The sequence below is a fragment of the Kaustia mangrovi genome, from assembly GCF_015482775.1.
Classification (GTDB): Bacteria; Pseudomonadota; Alphaproteobacteria; order Rhizobiales; family Im1; genus Kaustia; species Kaustia mangrovi.
The window spans coordinates 2,118,734-2,139,086 of record NZ_CP058214.1; the positions used below are offsets into that span (position 1 = coordinate 2,118,734).

Consider the following 20,353-nt stretch of genomic DNA (forward strand, 5'->3'; position numbering starts at 1 on the left):
CGGATCTAGCCCACCTGGATCGTGGCTGCCGGATCCGGCTCGGGGAGATAGACGGTGTCGCCGGGGAAGACGATGTCGGGATCCAGGATGTGGTCCATGTTGAGCATGACCGTCTCCACCACGTCGCGCTCGTTCGTCGTGGCGATCAGCCGGATCGTGTCGCCGGCATCCACGATCACCGAGTCGAGCCCCGCGCCCTCGAGCGCCGGATTGATGCGCCCGGCCTCGCCCATGGCCCCGTCGGGATGGGGGTCTACAAGGGTCGAGAGAACCCATCCCTCGTGGATCTCGCCATCCGTGCCGTAACCGCTCACCGGCACCCACTCATTGCCCGCCGCGTCGCGCGCGCGCTCCCCCGTCTCCTCCACGAGGGAGCCGGGCCGCAGCACGGTCGAGGCCGGCGCATCGGCGGCGGGCTGCGAACGCAGGTTGAGCCCGTCGGAGGGGAGAACGACAAGCTGAGGCCCAGGCTCCTCCTCCACCGGCTCGTCGGGCGGTTCCGTGCCCGGGTCCCCCGGTGTCGGCGCGGACTCGTCCGGCTCGTCTGGCTCGGGCGCCCCGGTATCGCCGGGGTCGGGCGCCGCCGTCTCCTGCGAGGGCCGGTCCCCGGTGAGGAGAAGGCTGCCGGCGGCCACGAGGCCCGCCGCGGCGATCCAACGCCCGGGATGCGACAGCCGGCCACCGCCGGTCTCGTCCGTGTCGCCGGTACGGAATGTCCCGGACGCCCCCGGTTCGCGCTCCGGCCTGTCGCTTGCGAGCCGACCGCGTTCGGCATTCCAGCGCGGCAGCGGAGTGCCGCCCGCCGGCGCGGCCTCGGCCCCGCGGTCGGCGTACCAGCGCTCCAGCGGACCCTGCAGCCGGTTGCCGGCGAGATAGGAGAACTCCGGCCGCGGCAGATGGCTCGCGGGCCGGGTCTGGCCGTCGAGGAACACCGCGATCTCGTCGAGCGTCTCGCGCGGCAGGAAGGTCTGGTCCTCGATCCGGGGCAGCACCTCGCGGCGGAACGTCTCGATGCCGTCGCGCTGGACCGGCGTCGCCTGCGCCTGAAGCTCGCCGAGATAGCTCTCCATGGAGGCCCGCGCGCCCTTGGGCACGAGCACGGACGATGTCTCGCGCGGCCAGCCGATGGCCGTGTCGAGCCAGCTGGGCACCGTGATCTCGAGCGGCAGCCCGTCCTCGCCGGTCGCCGTCAGGCGCGCCCAGCTCATGCGGTTGACGGCAGGCGCGGTCTCGCCCGCATTGCGCTTGTACTGGCCCCTCAGCTCGAAGCTCACGGAGAACGGAAGCTGCAGGGTCTTCGCGAAGGGCACGCCGATCCCGATGGGCGGCGTGGCGAGCGAGAGGGTATAGCGCGCCGTCGCGGAGGCAAAGGCGGCCTTGCGGCCGAATATGGTCTCGTAGAAATTGCCGGTGCCAGGCATGGAGCCCGCCTGCCTGAGCCCGAAATTGGCCCAGCTCGGCAGGCGGTTGCGTATGGTGTCCGGATTGAACAGCGCCCGCTCGCCGATCCGGTAGGTCTGGTTGAAGAGCACGTCGAGCACCGACTGCTCCGGTGCCCAGACACGGCGCGACCGGCCGGTGAGATCGGTGATGACCTGCTCCGCCGGCTTGCCCGGGATCGCCGACAGGCGCAGCCCGCTGCGCAGGCCCGGCAGGTAGGAGACGATCCGGCCGGGATCGATGGCGCCGTCATTGGCCATGGCCCGGATATCGGCCATGGACGGCGTGCCGGAGGCGAGCCGCGCGGCATCGGCCGGATCGGCGACCACGAACTGCATCCTCACCCGGGCCCGCCCGAGCATGGACTGGTTGGCCTCGAAGAATTCGCGCGACACGATGGCGCCCTCCGGCAGGGTCGCCTTGAAGGCCGCCTCCTGGCGCCGTTCCATGCCGAGCCGGAAGCCCGGCATCTGGCTCGACAGGATGGTCGGCAGCTTGGCCTTCAGCTCCGCGAGCAGCTTCGTGTAGGTCACCGGCGCGGGCAGCTCCACATAGCCGGCCCTGTTCTCGTTCGCGCCGAAGAACTCGCGCCGTCCCTCCGGCAGCACGTCGTATGTGCGCCCTTCCCTCAGGCCAAGGCTGTAGGTCAGCTCGACCACCGTGCCGTCGCCATCGGCGGCCTCGCCGAGGACGCGCGCCGACTGCGGATTGACGGCGAAGGGCGTCTCCGGCGTGTCGCGGAACGCGGTCTGCACGCCCGCCTCGAACAACGCCGGCGCCCTGAACTGGCCGCCGCCCTGGTTCTTGAACGGAAAGAGCCCCATGTCCGACAGGCCGATATTGTCGTATTCGCTCGGCCTCTTCGACAGGATCGCCTCCTGTCCGACCGCGTCGCGGATCGGGCCCATGCTGTGACTTCTGATGCTTTCCGCCCCGGCCCGCCAGATACGGTTGTAATTGGACTTGGTGCCGAAGGCGAAGCCGATCGAGGCCACGGTCGGATCGGTGACGATGGACGGCCCGTCGGAGCCGTCGGAGCCGTTGCCCTCCCCCTCCCCGTTGCGGCCGGTGCGCTGGGGTGCGTCCGTCTCGAACGGATTGGTGTTCCAGCGCAGCCGGATCTGTCCGCCGAGACGCAGGTCCGGCGCCGCCGCCTGCCATCGCGCCGGCGGCGGAACGCGGCCCGGATCGTCCGCGGCCGCGCGAAGCGGGGCGGTATCGAGAGGCGGTCCGTTGCGTGCCACGCGCTGCGCCACCGCGCCTGCCGCCATGTCGGCGGCTCCGAGGGTGAGAAGCAGCGTCGACGAGGCAAGATCGAAGACGGACATGTCTCCGCCATGCATGGCGAGGGTCGCGGCCTCGTTGGTCATGAGATAGCCGCCGAGCCCGATGCTGGCCGTACCGCCCATCAGCCGCGTCGCCTCCAGCGCGCGGGTCATGGGCGTCGCCACGCCGCCATTGGCGGCAAGCCGCGCGACCGCCAGCCGGGCCGATCCATAGGCGCCCGCGCCGGCAACCGTGGCGGCAAGGCCGGCCCAGGCGTTGAAGGCCTGCTGGTTGTTGCCGGGGCTGATGGACAGGCCGCGGTCGCGCAGATCGTAGAGCTGCTCGCCGGTGCGATAGGCACCCCAGGCCATGACCGCGCCGATCGCCCAGGGCGCCGCCGACCCGCCGGTCGCCGCCGTCACCGCGATGCTGCCCACCGCGACACCGATATCGGCGCCCGTCTCCGCATAGTCGCGCCAGGTGCGCACATGGGCGTCGATGGCCGGATAGCCCGCCTTGGTGTCGACGATGTCGAAATCGTCGTCGTCTTCCCTCAGGGTCTCCAGCACCGGCTCGGGGATATAGAGCCGGCCGTCGTCGGCGAGGTCGTTGTCCTCCTGGAAGTCGCCGATATCGTCGTACCGGCTCGCCTTGTCGCCGACCGGGCGGTCGTCGACGAGATAGTCCTCGCCCTCATTGTCGGTCACCGCGAAGAGCGCGGCCGCGCGCACGCCCTCCGCATCGGAGACATAGAGCATCGGGATCAGCCGGACGGTGACGCTGTCGCCGCCCACATCGGTGATCTGGTCGGCGATCGCGTCGATGGTCTCGCGGCCGGGATGGTCTTCGGTGTAGCGGTCGCCCGTATCGCCGGCCTCCGGATTGTCGGGGGTGAGGCCCAGGGCATCGCCGATGAAGTTGCGCAGCTCCGACCCGGCCTCCAGCTCCTGCGTCGCGAGCGCGTCCGGATCCGCCAGCAGGTCCTCGAAGCGCGGCTCGAGGAACCGCTCCGGGTCCTCTCGCCATATGGCGAGATCGCGTTCGGCCTGCTCGTTGCCGGCATGCTCGGCGGCCTCCTCGCGGCCGAGCTCGACGATGAAGGAGAAATCGTCGGAGAAGTGGTCGAGATCGGAAGACCCTGCGATCACCCCTTCCAGCGCATCGGCCAGCCGCGTGCCGTGTCCGTCGGACATGGCGGAGCGGATGCTCTCGAAGCCATAGCCCGTGCTGGCGCCGCGCAGCTCATGCACCAGGGTCGCGCTCTGGCCGTCATAGAGCGAATCGTCGGCGAGCCACTCCGCGATCTCCTCCGCCCGGCCGGCCTCGCCATTGAGCCGTTCTCCGAAGACCGGCTGGTCGGCGAGCTCCACCGTGGCGGTCAATCCCGCGGCGAAACTGTGCCAGTCGCCCGGAAGCCCCGTGGCATTGCCGCCCGCGCGGTCGTACCAGCCCTCGCCGAACTCCGACGTCATGGCGTCGAGCAGAAGATTGGCGACTTCCGGAGGGGCGTGTTCGGACATGCTCAACATGTAGCTGCCGGCCTTGTCGGCATTGAGCGTCGGATCGTTCTGCGCGGCGATATCGTCCTCGTCGGGCTCGCCGGTCACCTCGGCGAGCCTCCCCTCGAAATATGTCTGGCTGAAATGGGGAAGGCCGGCCTCCTCGAACAGCCGCTCGCGCTCCGCCCTGGAGGTCGTGACGTCGAGATTGGCGGTGAGAACCTCCAGCGCCGCCGCCTCGTTCTCCTGCGACGGGTTGCCCGCCATCAGCTCGTCAAGGCGGGTCGTCGTGTAGTCGAGGCGCACCTCCGCCATACCGGCCAGCAGGTGCTGGATGCGGGCATAGGCCTCCGGATTGTCCTGCGCCACACTGGTCAGCGCGAAGCCGACCGCGCTTTCCTCGGCGAGCGCCTGCTCCTCAGCGCTCAGCTCGGGATTGTCCGGATCGACATCCACGCCGGAGAGCTGGACCAGGGCATAGCCGATGGGATCTGTGTCCATCAGCGTGCGCATCTCCACAGGCTGCGACCGGTCGCCCGGATCGAGCGTGACGCCCGCCACCTGAAGGACGGCCAGCGTCACCGGATCCTCCCGTGCGAGCTCGCGCTCGGCGTCGGTGAGCGAGGGATCGTTGGGGTTGATGTCGTCGAGCGCGCGGGCAATCTCGCGCTCGGTGCCCAGAGGCTCCAGCGTGCCGGAAAGGTCGAGCCCGGGGTGGTTCGCCTCCAGCGCCGAAAGCGCGGCCTCGAGTTCGGCGTCGGTGAACTCCGTCACCTCGCCGTCGCCCGATGTCACCGCCTCGTACTGGCCGAGCGCCTCCGCGCCGGCGTCCGGATTGTCGCGATGGCGCGTGGCGAGCTCCATATCGAGCTCATGCCCGAGCGCCTCCCGGAAGGCCTCATATTGCTCCACCACGCGTTCGCGCGCCGCCGTGAGGTCCGCTTCGGAGGCGGCATCGTCCTCCTCCAGCGCGACGAGATCCTCGCAGGCCAGACGGAACTCGTAGCCGGCCTGCTCGCTTGCCCGCGTCTGGGGCGACTCGCCAAGCACGCGCTCGACCGCGGTCTGGTCGCCGTCGTCGAGCACCGCGGTAGCAAGCGTCTCGTCGAGTCCGGCTTCGGTATAGCGCTCGACGAGCTCGTCGTGCTTGTCGCCAAGCGCGGCCTCCGCATCGTCCGCCCCCTCGGCCGCCCCGCGCATCTCGTGCTCTGCGGCCTCGCGCAGCCGGCCGAGCGCCAGGCCGGCGGCCTCCTCGTTCTCCTCCGACGGATCCTCGCGATATGCCTCGACGGCGGCCTGGGCTTCCTCGAGGCGCTCTGCGGCCTCGCCCTGCGTATCGGCCGGCTGTGCCGGTGCGGGTGCCTCGGTGTCATGCGAAACCGGCTGAACCGGCGCCGCCTCCTCATCTTCCTGCGGCGGTGGCGGTGGCGGCGGAGCGGGCGGCTCCGTGCTCGTCTCGGTCCGCACGGGCAAATGGAAACCGCCGCCCCCGATCAGCATTTCTGTCCTCGCTTCCACATGGGTCCAGGACAGAAACTGGAAGCATGGGGCGATGACAGGCCGATGAAGCTTCTGTGAACGTCAAAGAATAAACGCCATTAAAGACGTTGAATATTGTATTTATTATTGTATAAATCGCCGCCTTTGCTCAGGCATACGAGAAGGGACGCCCGTGAGAGCGGTCGGTAGCGCTCTCCGGCAGGTAGATCCGGTCCCCCGGATAGATGATATCGGGCTGGAGGATATGGTCCATGTTCAGCATGACCGTCTCCACGACATCGGCGTTGCGGCTCGTCGCGATGCGCCTGATCGTATCGCCCGGCACGACGACGACCCACGGATAGCCTTCGTTCTCGAGATCCGCATTCACACGCCCGGTCGGATCGGTGGAACCGAAAGCCTCGGCATTCGGCCCATCCACGCCCCGCCATTCGAAACCGCGGCCATCGCCCAGCCAGACCAGTTCGACAGGCTCGCCCGGCTGGAGCACCCTGAGGGCCGACGCGAAATCGGACGGATCCGCCCCGGCGAGCGTCCGCTCCCCGTCCTGCACAAGGAGCGGCAGGTCCGACGGATCGTCGAGCCCATCGAAACTGTCCGGCCATTGCGGCGCGCCGGGAGCACCCTGCTCATCGCCCTGGGAGGCGTCGCTGTCGTCCCCGGACTTGCCATCGTCGCCCGACCCGCCACCCGTTTCCACCTGCTTCGTCTCGCTGGCAAAGACGTCGGCAAAGCCCATGGCGCTGAACAGCGCCAGACCGCCGCCGAACGCGACACCGAGCGTGATGCGTTCGCGCAGGGGCGTGCTCGCGCCGGCCGGGGCTTGCGGCTTGTACGGTCCCCACAGGGCACGCCAGCCCAGATAACCCGAGCCGATGGTGAACAGCGAACCGGCCGCGGTGCCGGCAATGCTGGGGAACGCCTCCGCCGTGTAGAACGCGCTGCCGAAGGTATAGAGCGGGAGCGCCACCTTGTCGGTCAGGGGAAAGGCCGCGCGCCCGGTCAGCGAGGTCAACCCGGCCTTGCGGGCATAGGCATAGTTGCCCATCTGGGACATCACGCCGCCGGTCTGGCCGAGGAAGGTGCCCGTGCCGCTGGCCGCGCTGCTCAGGATGCCGCGTGTCCCCTGGGCGATGTTCGGAATAAATGTTCCCAGATTGAGGAGGCGCAAACCGCGGCCGAGACGGCTGTCCGTCGCCGGCACCTTCCAGGCGTCGACCGCCATGCTGAGGCCGCGAAGCCCGGACGCGGCAGCGCCGATACCGCTCCAGACCGGATTGTCCGGGATCAGCATCAAAAGAGTGGTTCCCGTCAGAACCGGCGCGTCGATCGTCAGGCGGGGAGACATCCACCGGCCGGCCCTCAGGGAGAAGGACTGGAAGGTCGACAGTTTCGACGTCTGGATCGGCCTCAGCGCCGCCTTCTGGGCCACGCTGAACCCGCTGAGCTCCCACGCCGTGTGCCGCGCCATCTGGTCCGGCGTGAACTTGCGCACCTGGTCGGGCGTGAGCGCCTTGAGCTGGCGCCGGGTGAAGGCGGCCACCTGGTCGGGGGTGAGATAGGTGAGCCGTCCCGGCGGAATGGCCGGCATGTTCGCCGGCCTGATCGCCTGGAGCTGGGCCTCGCCCAGCCCGCGCATCTGTGAGGGTCTCAGCGCGGCGGTCTGGTCGTAGGTCAGGTTGGCGAACAGGATTTCCGGGATCGTTGCCATCGTATCCCGCTTCACCTGAGCGAGATGGGAGGGCTTGATCGCCCGCCATTCCGCAACGCTCATCGTGGCGAAATCGTCGCCCGTCAGCGCGCGCACCTCGCTGCCGCTGAAGGTCCGCACGGGGCCTGCGGTGTTGCGCGCATTGGACGTCGCCCGCCAGCCGAGATAGCCCATGCCCGTGCCGTAGACGCCGGTGGCGAAGCTCATGACGGTATTCAGCCGGTCGAAGCCCGACATATCCTCCCAGTGGACGGCGAGGTCCCATCCGGTCTTGCCCACCAGCGGCGCGCCGATCCCCATGGCCGTCACGTCGAGCCCCCGCGCGGTCGCGAGGAACCCGTTATCGGTGGCCAGCGCCTGGTTGATCCGGGGCGCGAAGGATGTGGCCTGAAGCTGGAAGCGGCCAATCGAGGCATCGCTCCAGCGCAGCGCGCCGATGCTGCCGCGCGCCGCCTGCATCGCGGTCAGTCCGCCCGTGCGCGCGAGCCCGACGAAGCGTGTCGCGCTGGCCGCCATCGGCAGGACGGCGGTCGCCACGGTCGCCATCTCCCACGCCCCCTCCTCGCTGAGGATGGAGCGGCCATGGCTGTTCATGTCGGACAGCCGCTGGACCGGGCGGACCGCGCCGACATAGGTCCCCGACCCCACGGCGATCGGCACCGCGACCGGCGCGAGCGGCGTGAATGAGGCAATCGTCGCGACCGTCGCCACACCGGTCATGACCGGGTCCACATAGCGCTCCTGGAACGTCTTGACGTGCGCCTGATGGGAATTGAAGGCGATATCGCCATCCCCGTTGCGGGTCATGGTGAGATCGTCGGGAAGGTAGATGGTGCCGCTCTCGGCGAGATAGTTGTGGTTCTGGTAGTCTTCCAGGCTGGTGTAGCGGCTGCCCGTGTCGTCGACCAGATACTCCGTGCCATCCTCGCCCTGCACGCGGAACAGCGCGGAATCCTGCCGGCCGACCTCGGAGTCCACATAGACGAGCGGTATCGCCGTCACCTCGACCGTATCGCCCTCCGTCGTGCCGGTGACCGAGCGGATCTCCTCCGAGATCGGCGCGATGGCCCCATCCTGGCCGGAGGCCGCACCCAGCGTGCCCGCGATGGCTCCGTCGAGTTCGTTGCCGACGGTGAGGGTGCGCGGGCTGCCAAAGGCCTCGTTGTCTCCATAGGAATTGAAGGTCTGCTGCAGGCGCTCCTCGTTCTCCGTGTAATAGAGCGCCTCGAGCTCCTCCGGATCCTCGCGCGCCTCGACCGGCTGGGAGAGCATGAAATCCACATAATCGAGATGCAGCCCCACCTGGTCGCGCCGGTCGCGCGCGGCGTCGAGCGCCGCATCGGCCGCGGCCACGTCGGGGTGCACCCAGCGCCCGTCCACCTCCACCGGCGCCTCGTCCTCCGGCAGGTCGTCGATATTGTCCGGCGGCTCCGTGGCACCCTCGCCGTGATCCCTGACGGCGGCACGATAATCTTCCTCCAGCCGCGCGATCTCGGTATCGAGCTGATCGATCCGCCGTCCGTCGAGCGCGCTCTCGGCCTGCAGGACGGCGGTCTCCGCGGCGCGATACTCCGGATAGAGCGTCGCCCAGTCCTGCGAGCGCTGGCGCGCCTCGGTCGCGTCGTCCCTGAGAATATCGGGATCCTCCCAGGTGAGCTGGTAGTCCATCTCGCCGTTTTCGTAGTCGTTGACCTGATAGAGCTGACCGTCCCTCACCTCGAACTCGATGCCGCGCAGGTCGCCGTGATAGTCGCCGCCGCCATCGACATAGTCGAGCTCGAAGAGATGCGGCAGGCGCTCGCGCTGGTCCATCGCGGCGCCGCGCTCGATATCGACCCGCTGGCGCTGGAGCTCGGCGAAATCCGCCTTGGCGACCGCGAGATTGCGCTGCGCCGTGGCGATCTCCAGATTGCTCTCCGCAGTCGGCCGCAGCTCTTCCGCCTGGTCGAGCATGGTCTCGGCCGCCTCGTGGGCCTCGCTTCCCTCCTCGGTATGGTCGAGGGTGAGCTGCGCGCTGTCCGTGCGCACGTCGAGAACCGCCAGGTCGGCCTGCGTGGTGTAGACATTGGCCTGGGCGAGGTGGGTGTCGCTCTGTGCCTGCGCGATGGCGAGATCGGCCGTCTCCGCCTCCTCGTCGAAGCGCTCCGCCAGACCGTCATGGGTTTCGGGATCGACGTACTGGGGCTGGCCGTGGGCATCCACGGTCTGCTGCAGCTCCGCGAGCGCGGGCAGGCCGTCGACCCACTGATCCAGCTCGTGGCTGGCCATGGTGCGCCCGTTGGCGGCCTGATTGGCCCCTGTCGCGATCCCCTCGATCGTCTCCAGGCGCTCCTGCGCATCCTCCAGCGTGCCCGTGGCCTCCGGCGGCGTCCATTCGAGCCCGAGCGGGGCCAGCGCCTCGTTGATATTCGCCTGTGCCGACCAGGTGGCCGAGCCGCCATCCTCGCCGAGCTGGTCGACGACGAGCTGCGTCCCGGATTGCGCGGCCTGCCAGTCGGCCGCCTCCGTGCGGGCCCAGGCGGCGTCCGCCCGCGCCCGGGCCAACTGGTATTGCGTGGAGTTCTCGCCGTAGGTCGCGAGCGCATCCGTCGCGTTCTGTTCCAGGGCCTCGGCAATGTCCTCGTTCTGACCGGCCTGTTCCGACCACAGGATCTGGTTGCCGGCGGCCGCCGTCATCTCGGCGTCCTCGCCCGACTGCCCCTCCGCCTCCTCCACGACGGGGCGCACCGCCTCCTCCACGTCGCTGTCGACGGTCAGCGGCGGCGGTTCATCGCTCAACGGAGTGTCCTCAAGCCCCGGCGTCGCGGTGCAGACGGTCGGATCCTCCTGCGTCGGCGGCGGGGCGGTCTTCGCCACGATGGCGCGCTGGCCGCCATCGATGACATAGGGCTTCGCGGCCTCCGGCACATCCGCGGCGAGGTCGGAGGTCTTGTTCTCGCCCGCCGAGACCCGCTGATCGGGATCGTTCTCGAGATCCATCTCCAGGGAGACGGCTTGCTCCGCCGCGTCGCCGACCTCCTCGCGCAGATCGACGACGACCTGGAGCTGCTCGGCGATCTCGCTGTCCGACGCGCCGTCCTCCCGCAGTTGGGCGAGTTCGTTCTCGGCGTCCTGCAGATCGCCCGCCGACTGGTCGAGCCCGGTTTCGGCGATGCCCTGAGAGGCTTGATAATGTTTCCGGTCGGACGGATCGATGACCGGCCCGGTCTCCTGGGGAGGAGGGGTCGTCTCTGTCGGATATTGCGGCGACACAGAACCGCCACCGCCGCCTGCTATCAACATCGCTCAATGCCTCCGGTCGATCCTGATCGATCCTCTTAAAGAGCGTATGACAACAGTATTATTTCTCTAGATCCGAGATTTATTCAAGCATACGAGGTGTTTTATAAAATATACAATCGCGTTTATACACGATACATCATCGCCTGCGACGCACGGCGGTCCGCCCTCCAGCACCTGACAGCCTATGACGACAATTCGGGCTCATGCGCCTTGAGCGCCTCGCGCACCGTCTCCACCTGATAGCAGACATAGTTGCGCGCCAGACGCGCATAGGTCGGACCGTCGCGGTTCTCCAGCGCCTCGAGCATCGCCTGGCGCCCGTCGAGCGCAGCCTGCCAGTGCTCCGGCATACGCTCGACCATCACCTCGAGGCTGCGCATATAGATGTTGTGCACGCGGACCAGCAGCACCTGATACTGATGGCTGAGGGTCGCATTGCGCGATTCCTCCATCACCGCCTCCGCGATGCGCCGGCAGAACTCGACATAGCCCTGCACGTCGGCCGCCCGATGACGGTCGGAAAGCTCATCGACGAGCAGGCGGAGACGGTCCAGGCCCGCACTCTCGATACGCTCGCAGGCCAGCTCTCCGGCATAGCCCTCCAGCGTCGCCATGAGCGGGAAGATCTCGCTGACATCGTCACAGGTGATGCGCACGACGCTTGCCCCGCGATTCGGCGACAGATGGACGAGCTTCTCCGCCGACAGCACCATGAGCGCCTCGCGCAGCGGCGTGCGCGAGACGCCGAAGCGCTCGCAAAGCGCCTGCTCCGGGATGCGCTCGCCCGGCCGAAGCTCGCCCTCGACGATCATGTTGCGCAACAGCGCGGCAAGCTCCTCGTGGAGCGTCTTTCGCAGGATGGTTTCTCTTGCAGACATGGCATGGTTCCTCGACGCACCCGCATTTGCCGTCTTCCCCGGCCGCAGGCGCTGCTGGCTGCTTGTACTGTCCGAAACAGGACCTGGTATGTCGCTTACCCGAGGTCCGGGGGCCGCCTCTCGAACCGCGCCCGGTTCCGGCGGGCTCTGCGGCGGGACGGGGCGGCCATGCGGGCGGCCGTCTTGCGAACTGCCAACTCCATGCGTGGCGTCTCCATCTCCGGCATCGGGCAGCGATTGCTTCAAGGAGCCCCGCGCCTCCGCGCGATCTGCCGATGCACCCCCGATCAGGCTCCAGCCGGCCCGAAGGCCCGGAGCGCACAACGTTACACAACCACACAACCGACTTCGCGGCATCCGGTCACGCATGTCCGACAGGACAGGCCGCCGCTTGAAGCCGCCGAGACGGCACCCTTCGCGGCGAAATCGCGATCCTGTCGCCACTGCGACGGCGCAACGAATGCTCGCAGATGCCGACTTTGCGACCAAACCATGGCGCTTTTTCGACCACATGTGCGAAGGGGCGAAGAGAGTACGCGCCACGGGGCATACGGATAGTCAGCGTACCCCTCTCCCCACGCCGTGCGAATTCGACGAAAGTACGATGCCGGGCCGGGCCGCGGCGCCCGATCGGCCCTCGCGCATTGTTGTTGACACCGTCCGGCGGCTTGGCGACGCTGTCGGTCTCCAAAAGGCCCCGTACGGGCCACCCTCCAGCGAAGCGAAGACAATCATGACAACCAATGGTGCCGACCTTCTGGTCACGACACTGGCAGATCACGGTGTGGACACCTGTTTTGCCAATCCGGGCACGACGGAGATGCATCTGCTCGCCGCAATCGGGCGCGAGGCGCGCATGTCGACGCATCTGTGCGTCTTCGAGGGCGTGGCCACCGGCGCGGCCGACGGATATGCCCGCATGGCCGGAAAGCCCGCCATGACGCTCCTCCATCTCGGCCCCGGCCTCGCCAACGGAATGGCCAACCTACACAATGCCCGCAAGGCCGCGACGCCGGTCGTCAACGTCATCGGCGAGCACGCCACCTATCACCTCAGCCTCAACGCGCCGCTTGCCGCCAATATCGAAGGCATGGCCGCGACCGTCAGCGACCGTGTCGTCACCGCGACCTCGCCCGGAACGGTCGCCGCCGACACCGCGTCGCTCCTGGAGGCGATTTCGGGAGGCACCGCACGGGTCGGCACGATTGTCGTCCCCAACGATGTCGCCTGGGGCGAATGCAACATGAACAAGGCGACGGTCGAGCCCGACCCGCGCCCCACCCATGACGCGGACGCCGTCGCGCCGGCCGCCGCCGCCCTGCGCCAGGGCGAGGGCTCGCTGCTCCTGATCGGCGCGCCGTTCATCACCGCGCGCGCCTCAGCCCTCGCATACGCCATCTCGCAGCATACCGGCTGCATGGTCATGGCCGAGGCGGCGGTGGCGCGCATGCAGCGCGGCGGCGGCACCCCGCCCATCAAGCGGATCCCGTTCCATGTCGACCTCGCCACGGAGGCGCTAAGCGGCGTGAAGCGGGCCGTCCTCGCCGGCTCGCGCGCGCCGGTCGCCTTCTTCGCCTATCCCGGCCGGTCGAGCGAGATCCTGCCCGAGGGCACCGAAACCATCGCGCTGAGCCCCGCCCTGTCGGACCTGGAGGCCGCGCTGGAAGCGCTCGCTGCGGAACTCGGAGCCGAAACGGCCGAATACCGACCCGCCCCGGTCCCGGCCGCCGATCCGGCCGCGGCGATCACGCCGGAAACGCTGGCCGCGACGGTCGCGCGGACCCTGCCGGCCAACGCCATCGTGGCCGACGAATCGATCACCAGCGGCGCGCACCTGTTCCCCTATTGCGGTGAGGGCGTGCCCCATGACTGGCTCAACAATCGCGGCGGCTCCATAGGCTATTCCATGCCCGTCGCCGTCGGCGCGGCGGTCGCCTGCCCGGACCGGGACGTGATGTGCCTCACCGGCGACGGCTCCGCCCTCTATACCCTGCAGAGCCTGTGGACGATGGCGCGCTCGAGGCTCAATGTGACCGCCGTGATCCTGGCGAACCGCACCTACCGGATCCTCGCCAACGAGATGTCCAAGATCGGCGCCGGCGATCCCACCGGGGAGACCATGCCGCTGATGAGCCTCGACGATCCGGCCCCCGACTGGGTGAAGCTCGCGGAGGGCCATGGCGTCCCGGCGGAGCGGGTCGATAACGTGGCGGGGCTGGAGGCCGCCCTGCGCCGCGCCCATGGCGAAGCCGGGCCGCACCTGATCGAGGCCGTCCTGTGACGGCGCGCCGGTCCGGCACACGAAACAGACAAGGAAGGAACACTGTATGACGAGCTATCCGAACACGACGCTTTTCATCGACGGCAGCTGGTGCGAGGCGACCGGAGGCAGGACGCTTCCGGTGATCGACCCGGCCACCGAGGAGACCATCGGCACGGTCGCCCATGCCTCCAGGGAGGACCTCGACCGGGCGCTTGCCGCCGCCGACAAGGGGTTCGCGGTGTGGAGCAACACCGGCGCCTTCGACCGCTACAAGCTGATGCGCAAGGCCGCCGGCCTGCTGCGCGAGCGCGCCGACGCGATCGCCGCCATGATGACCGCCGAGCAGGGCAAGCCGCTCGGCCAGGCGAAGGCGGAAACGCTTGGCGGCGCCGACACCATCGACTGGTTCGCCGAGGAGGCGCGGCGCACCTACGGCCAGGTGATCCCGTCGCGCGCGCCCGGCGTCACCCAGATGACCATCAAGGTGCCGGTCGGCCCCGTCGCCGCCTTCACGCCGTGGAACTTCCCCATCAACCAGGTGGTGCGCAAGCTCTGCGCGGCGCTTGCCACCGGCTGCTCGATCATCGTCAAGGGGCCGGAGGAGACGCCCGCCTCGCCGGCTGAGCTGATCCGCTGCTTCGTCGATGCCGGCATTCCCGACGGCGTCGTCAATCTTGTCTACGGCACCCCGGCGGAGATCTCCGAATATCTGATCCCGCACCCGGTCATCCGCAAGATCTCGTTCACCGGCTCCACGCCCGTCGGCAAGCAACTCGCCGCGCTCGCCGGCCTGCACATGAAGCGCGCCACCATGGAGCTCGGCGGTCATGCCCCGGTTCTGGTGTTCGACGACGCCGATATCGACAAGGCCGTCTCCATGATGGCGACGCACAAATACCGCAATGCCGGACAGGTCTGCGTCTCGCCGACGCGGTTCCTGGTGCAAGAGGCGGTGGCCGACCGCTTCGTCGAGGGTTTCGTGGAGGCCTCGAAAGCGACCAAGGTCGGCAATGGCATGGATGAGGGCGTGGCCATGGGCCCGCTCGCCAATGAGCGCCGGATTCCGACCATGGAGGCGATGATCCAGGACGCGGTGGACCATGGCGCCAAGCTGGAGACGGGCGGCCACCGCATCGGCAACAAGGGCTATTTCTTCGAGCCGACGGTGCTGACCGACGTGCCGACCTCCGCGCGCGTGATGAACGAGGAGCCGTTCGGCCCGCTCGCCGTCATCAACCGCTTCGACGATGCCGAGTCAGCGCTGGAGGAGGCCAACCGCCTGGATTTCGGCCTCGCCGCCTATGCCTTCACCGGTAGCTCCTCGACGGCCCACAAGCTGCGCTCGCGCGTGCAGGCCGGCATGCTGACCATCAACCATCTGGGCCTCGCCCTGCCGGAGGTCCCCTTCGGCGGCATCCGGGATTCGGGCTACGGCACCGAGGGCGGCTCGGACGCCACCGAGGCCTATCTCGACACCCGCCTCGTCACCCAGATGGACTGAGACGGGCCGCAAGACAAAAAGGGCCGCGCCGTCCGACCGGCGCGGCCCCTCTCGGTTCCGCTGTCGCCTTCGCCTGAGGATTACTCCGGCTTCATGACCAGCTCGTCCGTGGTGGCCGACGATTTGGGCCACAGGATCTCCGCCTGCGACGGCGTCTGACCGGTTTCGTCATACTGGATCACGAAGATCGGCACGTCCGGCCATTGCTGGAAGGCCCAGGCGGGCTCGGTCGTCTGCGGGAAGTGGATCTGGCCGCGCGTGCCGTCCCACTTCATCTTGCGGAGCTCGGCCTGGATGGCGTCGCTGTCGGTGCTGCCGGCGGCCTTGATGGCCTCCGCGATCACCATCACGCCGTCATAGCCCTCCATGGCCACCGCGTTCGCCGGACGGTCGAACTTCTCCTGATAGGCCTTGGAGAAGCTGCGCGACAGCGGCGTGTCGGGCTTGCCGGGCAGCCCCGCCGGATTGCCGATCACATATTTTCCGGCATCGTTCATCACGTCCCAGAACTCCGGCTCCAGCACGTCGGCGCCCGCGGCGAAGATCGCCGTGTCCGCCGTCGGCGCCACGCCCAGATCGTAGGCCTGGCGCAGCATGAGCAGGAGGTTGGAGCCGGTGAATCCCGCAACGATCAGGTCCGGCTTGGGGTCGGCACGCTTGAGCTGCAGGAGCTGCGGCGTGAAGTCGGACACCGTGCGCTCGGCCGTGAACGAGGTCACCTTCGCGCCCGTGTTCTCCAGGTTCTTGGTGAACACGTCGATGATGCCGAATCCCCAGTCGGAATTCTCCGAGATGATGGCGATGTTCTTGAAGCCGGCTTCCTTGACCCAGTCGGCGGCCACCGAATAGACGAGCGAGTTGGCCACCGTGATGCGGAAGACCTGCGGGATCTGGGCCGCCGTCACGGAGTCGGACCAGCATTCGCCGGCGACGAAGACGGTGTTGGTCTTCTGCGCCACCGGCCCCACGGCCGAGCAGACCGCGCTGTGCGCGGAGCCGGTGACCGCGGCCACCTCGTCGCCCGTCGCCAGGCGCTCGAATGCCGCCACGCCCTTTTCCGGCACGCCGGAGGTGTCCTCCACGAGGAGCTCGACCTGCTTGCCCAGAAGGCCGCCCGAGGCGTTCAGCTCCTCCACGGCGACGATCATCCCGTCGCGGAGGGATTCGCCCGTCTGCACGCCGCCGGGCGGCGAGAGGGGCGCGATACCGCCGATCTTGATAGTCTCCTGCGCCTGCGCGGCGCCGAGCCCCGCGGCGAGCGCGACGGCCGCCGCCGCCGCTATTCGGGTGAAAGTTGTCATGACTGCTTCCCCTGGTACCGATTGTTTGTGGTCCGGCCTGTCCGCCCTCGCACGTCCCCCGGCGCGGCAAGGAACAGACCGACCTCCCCAGTTTGCGGGCTGGCACGGGTTGCGACAATCGGCTATCGCGGATAGTTATGTCGCCGATAAAACCTCATACAGCGACACTCAGCGACAGGCGACAGCCACTCATGTCCCGGCAGAACTTCACGCAGAACCTGCGCCTTCTGTGCAGCTACCATCCCTCCGTCGCGGAGGTGAGCCGCCGGCTCGGCATGAACCGCCAGCAGATCATGAAGTATCTCTCCGGCGGCGCCTACCCGTCGGCCAGCAGCATGCGCCGCCTCTGCGACTTCTTCGGCGTGGAGGAATACGAGATCGTCATGCCGAGCGACCAGTTCCGCGACATCGTGCGGCTCAAGCCCAGCCTGCCGATCTCCGCCGAGCTCGCGCCGCCCGTCGTCTCCTCGCTCCTGAAGCTCGCCGCCCAGCAATCCTCGCAGCTCACCCGCTATACCGGATACTACTACGAGTTCCGCTATTCCTTCACCACGCCGGGGCTGGTGCTCAAGTCGCTCATCAACGTCTTCGAGAGCGACGGCCTCGTCCTCTACAAGTCCATCGAGCGCCTGCGGCGGCATGGCCCGGGCGCGACCCCGCAACCGGCGGCGGGGACCGACATCTTCAAGTATCTCGGCCTCCTGCTGCAGGTGGGCAACCGCATCCACATGCTCGACCAGGAGGCCATCATGGGCGAGGAGCTGTCCCACATGATCCTCTTCCCGCCCTATCGAAGCCGGATCTCGACGCTCCTTGGCATGAAGATGGGCGTCACCGCGACCGAGGCGCACGAGCCCATCGCGGCCCGCGTCGTGCTGGAGAAGATCGGCCGGAGGGTCGAGGTGCGCCGCGCGCTGGAACATTGCGGCCTGCACCCCGCCGATGCAGACACCGTGCCAGCCTCCGTCCTGTCCTATCTCGACGAGCCGGGCAATGGCGGACCCGCCCTGCTGCACGCCCATCCCGGGCCGAAGAGCTGACGGCGCCTTGTCAGTTGCCCGTGGGCATGCCGAGAGTAGTGTCGACCGCGAGGCCGCCGGTCTGCGCACCGTCGCCGCCCGAGCGTCCGGGATGTCAGACGTCCGGCACGGAGTTCACCCCCGTCCGAGCGCGTAGAACTCGTCGTTGGGCCGCATATTGGTAACGTTCGCCAGCCGGTTCGACATGCCGAAGAAGGCCGAGATCGCCGCGATGTCCCAGGCATCCTCCTCGCTGAAGCCATGGGCCTTGAGCGTCTCGAGATCCGCCTCGCCCACCGCATAGGCCTCCTGCGAGACCTTCACGGCGAAGTCGAGCATCGCCTTCTGCCGGTCGGTGATGTCGGCCTTGCGGTAGTTCACCGCGACCTGGTCGGCGATCAGCGGATCCTTGGCCCGGATGCGCAGGATCGCACCGTGCGCGATCACGCAATACTGGCACTGGTTCAGGTTGGAGGTGGCGACCACGATCATCTCGCGTTCGGCCTTGGTCAGGTTGCCGGGCTTGTCCATCAGCGCATCGTGATAGGCGAAGAAGGCGCGGAACTCGTCCGGCCGATGGGCGAGGACGAGGAAGACATTGGGGATGAAGCCCGATTTCTCCTGCACCGCGAGAATGCGCTCCCGGATGTCGTCGGGCATGTCGGCGAGCTCCGGCACGGGGAAGCGGCTCACGCGGGGGGCGGTGTCGGTCATGTCGGTGTCTCCATGGGTCTGTCGTCAGGGAAGTCTCGAATCCGGACCGCCGGCGGGCGGCAGGGGCGCCGTGGTCTATTCGGCCTCGCCGAGCGGGACGGTCACGCGCCCGCGGACCTGCCCGGCCAGCAAGCGCTCCGACGTCTCCACGACGTCGCCGAGCGCGACGGGCTCGGTGATGCCCTCAAGGATCGCCGGATCGAGATCGCGCGCCAGGCGGCGCCAGGCCTCCAGCCGGTCCTCGCGCGGGCACATCACGCTGTCGATGCCCGCGAGCGTCACGCCGCGCAGGATGAAGGGCGCGACCGTCGCGGGAAAGGACATGCCGCCGGCAAGCCCGCAGGCGGCGACCGTGCCGCGATACCGGATCGAGGCGCAGACATTGGCGAGAACCTGCCCGCCCGCCACGTCGACCGCGCCGGCCCAGCGCTCCCTGGCCAGCGGCCGTCCCGGCTCGGTGAACTCCGCGCGGTCGAGGATCTCCGCCGCGCCGAGGCCCTTCAGGTAGTCCGCCTGCTCGGGCCGGCCGGTCACGGCGGCGACCTCGTATCCAAGCTTCGCCAGCACCGCGGTCGCCACGCTGCCGACGCCGCCGGCCGCGCCGGTCACGAGGACGGGGCCCGACCCCGGCGCAACGCCATGCCGCTCCAGAGCCATGACGCAGAGCATGGCGGTGTATCCCGCCGTGCCGATGCTCATGGCCTGCGCCATGGTGAAGGGGGCCTGGAGCGGAACGAGCCAGTCGCCCTTCACGCGCGCCTTCTCCGCAAGGCCGCCCCAATGCGTCTCGCCGACGCCCCAGCCATTGAGGACGACCCTGTCGCCCGGCCTGTAGCCGTCATGGTCGGAGCTCTCGACGACGCCCGCGAAATCGATGCCCGGCACCATCGGGAAGCTGCGCACCACCGGCCCCTTCCCGGTGATCGCGAGCGCGTCCTTGTAGTTGAGCGTGGAGCAGGCGACCCGCACGGTCACGTCGCCCTCCGGCAGGCGCGCCTCGTCGAGCCTGGTCAGCCCGGCGGTCTGGCCGCTTTCGTCCTTCTCGATCAGGATGGCGTCGAACATCAGGATATCCTTTCCGGGGCCGCTGCGGGCCGTTTCTCGATGAGGGCGAAGAAACTTTCGGCGAACCGGTCGAGCGGGACCGGGCTGCGCTCCAGCTTGGCGCGGAGAACGGCGCCCTCCCAGCCGATCCAGAAGACGGTCGCCAGATGGGCGCAATCCGCCTCGGGCGCGATCTCGCCCGCCTCCCGCGCGCGGTCCAGGCACCGGGCGGTCCTCGCCTCCCAGTCCTCGAACACGGCGATCAGACGGTCGCGGAACGGTTCCGGCAGGGCGTTCATCTCCTGGCCGAGATTGCCCACGAGGCAGCCGCGCCGGAAGCCGTGCCGCTCCATCCCGGCGCGCGCGTCGGCCACGAAGTCCCGCAGGCGGTCGAGCGGCGCGCGGGTCCCGTCCAGGAACCAGCGGTCCAGCTTGCGCGCGAAATAGGCGGCATAGGCATCGATGAGCGCCAGGCCGAAATCGGCCTTGCTGTCGAAATAGTGATAGAAGGAGCCCTTGGGGATATCGACCGCGCGGAGGATTTCCTCGATCCCGACCGTGCCGAACCCCCGTTCCGTCAATATGGCAACCCCCGCCTTCAGGAGCCGCGCCTGCGCGGCCTCCATCCGCCTGCCGTCCTTCGGCGGCCGCCCCCGGCGCCGCGCGGGGCTCGATTGCTGGGTTCCCGTCATGGCCGGAATTATTAGACCGACCGTCTCCAAAATTCAATCGGCGACCGGCCGGACGGCGCGGATATTTCTCAAGTCATTCATCCAACGGGAAAAATCAGTCCCCGGCGTCCTGGGACACCTCGCGGACCTGCCACAGGAGGACGGGGGCCTGCCTGCCCCAAAATGGCGCCCAGGCCCATACCGGCAGTTGACAAATGCCGGCCAGCCCCGATGATAGAGTCATAAATAGGAATATGGTTCACA

Annotated in this window: 10 protein-coding genes; 3 read left to right on the top strand and 7 right to left on the bottom strand. The window is 68.5% G+C overall.

Translation table 11 applies throughout. The features are described from left to right. Positions 1-5: 5 nt before the first annotated feature. From HW532_RS09910 to HW532_RS09920, 3 genes are all read right to left on the bottom strand, one after another. A complete protein-coding gene (locus HW532_RS09910; RefSeq protein ID WP_213164210.1) occupies positions 6-5,705 on the bottom strand; it encodes an SH3 domain-containing protein in 5,700 nt (1,899 codons plus the stop codon). Positions 5,706-5,853: 148 nt separating this feature from the next. Next, positions 5,854-10,698 (bottom strand): DUF4781 domain-containing protein, encoded by a 4,845-nt coding sequence (locus HW532_RS09915; RefSeq protein WP_213164211.1) that lies wholly within the window; start codon positions 10,696-10,698, stop codon positions 5,854-5,856. A gap of 182 nt (positions 10,699-10,880) precedes the next feature. Further along, complete coding sequence (locus HW532_RS09920; protein WP_213164212.1) at positions 10,881-11,576, bottom strand: GntR family transcriptional regulator; 696 nt, start codon at positions 11,574-11,576, stop codon at positions 10,881-10,883. Positions 11,577-12,309: 733 nt separating this feature from the next. Between HW532_RS09920 and HW532_RS09925 the strand changes: the two genes are divergently transcribed. After that, positions 12,310-13,857 (top strand): acetolactate synthase large subunit, encoded by a 1,548-nt coding sequence (locus HW532_RS09925; protein WP_213164213.1) that lies wholly within the window; start codon positions 12,310-12,312, stop codon positions 13,855-13,857. Positions 13,858-13,903: 46 nt separating this feature from the next. Then, positions 13,904-15,340 carry an NAD-dependent succinate-semialdehyde dehydrogenase gene (locus HW532_RS09930; RefSeq protein ID WP_213164214.1) on the top strand — a complete coding sequence of 479 codons (1,437 nt, stop codon included), beginning with the start codon at positions 13,904-13,906 and terminating at the stop codon, positions 15,338-15,340. Between the two features lie 80 nt (positions 15,341-15,420). Here the strand turns inward: HW532_RS09930 and HW532_RS09935 are convergent, their stop codons facing one another. Next, on the bottom strand, positions 15,421-16,641 hold the full coding sequence (locus HW532_RS09935) for an ABC transporter substrate-binding protein (protein WP_213164215.1): 1,221 nt from the start codon (positions 16,639-16,641) through the stop codon (positions 15,421-15,423). A gap of 191 nt (positions 16,642-16,832) precedes the next feature. Here HW532_RS09935 and HW532_RS09940 point away from each other — a divergent pair, with 191 nt between their 5' ends. Beyond that, the gene (locus HW532_RS09940; RefSeq protein WP_213164216.1) at positions 16,833-17,681 is read left to right on the top strand and encodes a helix-turn-helix domain-containing protein; all 849 of its coding nucleotides are present in this window, start codon (positions 16,833-16,835) and stop codon (positions 17,679-17,681) included. Between the two features lie 114 nt (positions 17,682-17,795). On the opposite strand, the gene HW532_RS09945 is transcribed toward HW532_RS09940, so the two are convergent. From HW532_RS09945 to acuR, 3 genes are all read right to left on the bottom strand, one after another. Continuing rightward, complete coding sequence (locus tag HW532_RS09945) at positions 17,796-18,374, bottom strand: peroxidase-related enzyme (protein WP_213164217.1); 579 nt, start codon at positions 18,372-18,374, stop codon at positions 17,796-17,798. A gap of 75 nt (positions 18,375-18,449) precedes the next feature. After that, positions 18,450-19,439 (bottom strand): acrylyl-CoA reductase (NADPH), encoded by a 990-nt coding sequence (gene acuI, locus HW532_RS09950; protein WP_213164218.1) that lies wholly within the window; start codon positions 19,437-19,439, stop codon positions 18,450-18,452. Beyond that, the gene (acuR, locus tag HW532_RS09955) at positions 19,439-20,044 is read right to left on the bottom strand and encodes an acrylate utilization transcriptional regulator AcuR (protein ID WP_246479833.1); all 606 of its coding nucleotides are present in this window, start codon (positions 20,042-20,044) and stop codon (positions 19,439-19,441) included. Before acuR ends, acuI begins: the two co-directional genes overlap by 1 nt. Between the last annotated feature and the right edge of the window lie 309 nt (positions 20,045-20,353).

Bases quoted from the DNA above. Each gene is read 5' to 3' on its own strand.
- HW532_RS09910 (WP_213164210.1), bottom strand. From the start codon at position 5,705: ATGCTGATCGGGGGCGGCGGTTTCCATTTGCCCGTGCGGACCGAGACG.
- HW532_RS09915 (WP_213164211.1), bottom strand. From the start codon at position 10,698: ATGTTGATAGCAGGCGGCGGTGGCGGTTCTGTGTCGCCGCAATATCCG.
- HW532_RS09920 (WP_213164212.1), bottom strand. From the start codon at position 11,576: ATGTCTGCAAGAGAAACCATCCTGCGAAAGACGCTCCACGAGGAGCTT.
- HW532_RS09925 (WP_213164213.1), top strand. From the start codon at position 12,310: ATGACAACCAATGGTGCCGACCTTCTGGTCACGACACTGGCAGATCAC.
- HW532_RS09930 (WP_213164214.1), top strand. From the start codon at position 13,904: ATGACGAGCTATCCGAACACGACGCTTTTCATCGACGGCAGCTGGTGC.
- HW532_RS09935 (WP_213164215.1), bottom strand. From the start codon at position 16,641: ATGACAACTTTCACCCGAATAGCGGCGGCGGCGGCCGTCGCGCTCGCC.
- HW532_RS09940 (WP_213164216.1), top strand. From the start codon at position 16,833: ATGTCCCGGCAGAACTTCACGCAGAACCTGCGCCTTCTGTGCAGCTAC.
- HW532_RS09945 (WP_213164217.1), bottom strand. From the start codon at position 18,374: ATGACCGACACCGCCCCCCGCGTGAGCCGCTTCCCCGTGCCGGAGCTC.
- acuI (WP_213164218.1), bottom strand. From the start codon at position 19,439: ATGTTCGACGCCATCCTGATCGAGAAGGACGAAAGCGGCCAGACCGCC.
- acuR (WP_246479833.1), bottom strand. From the start codon at position 20,044: ATGGAGGCCGCGCAGGCGCGGCTCCTGAAGGCGGGGGTTGCCATATTG.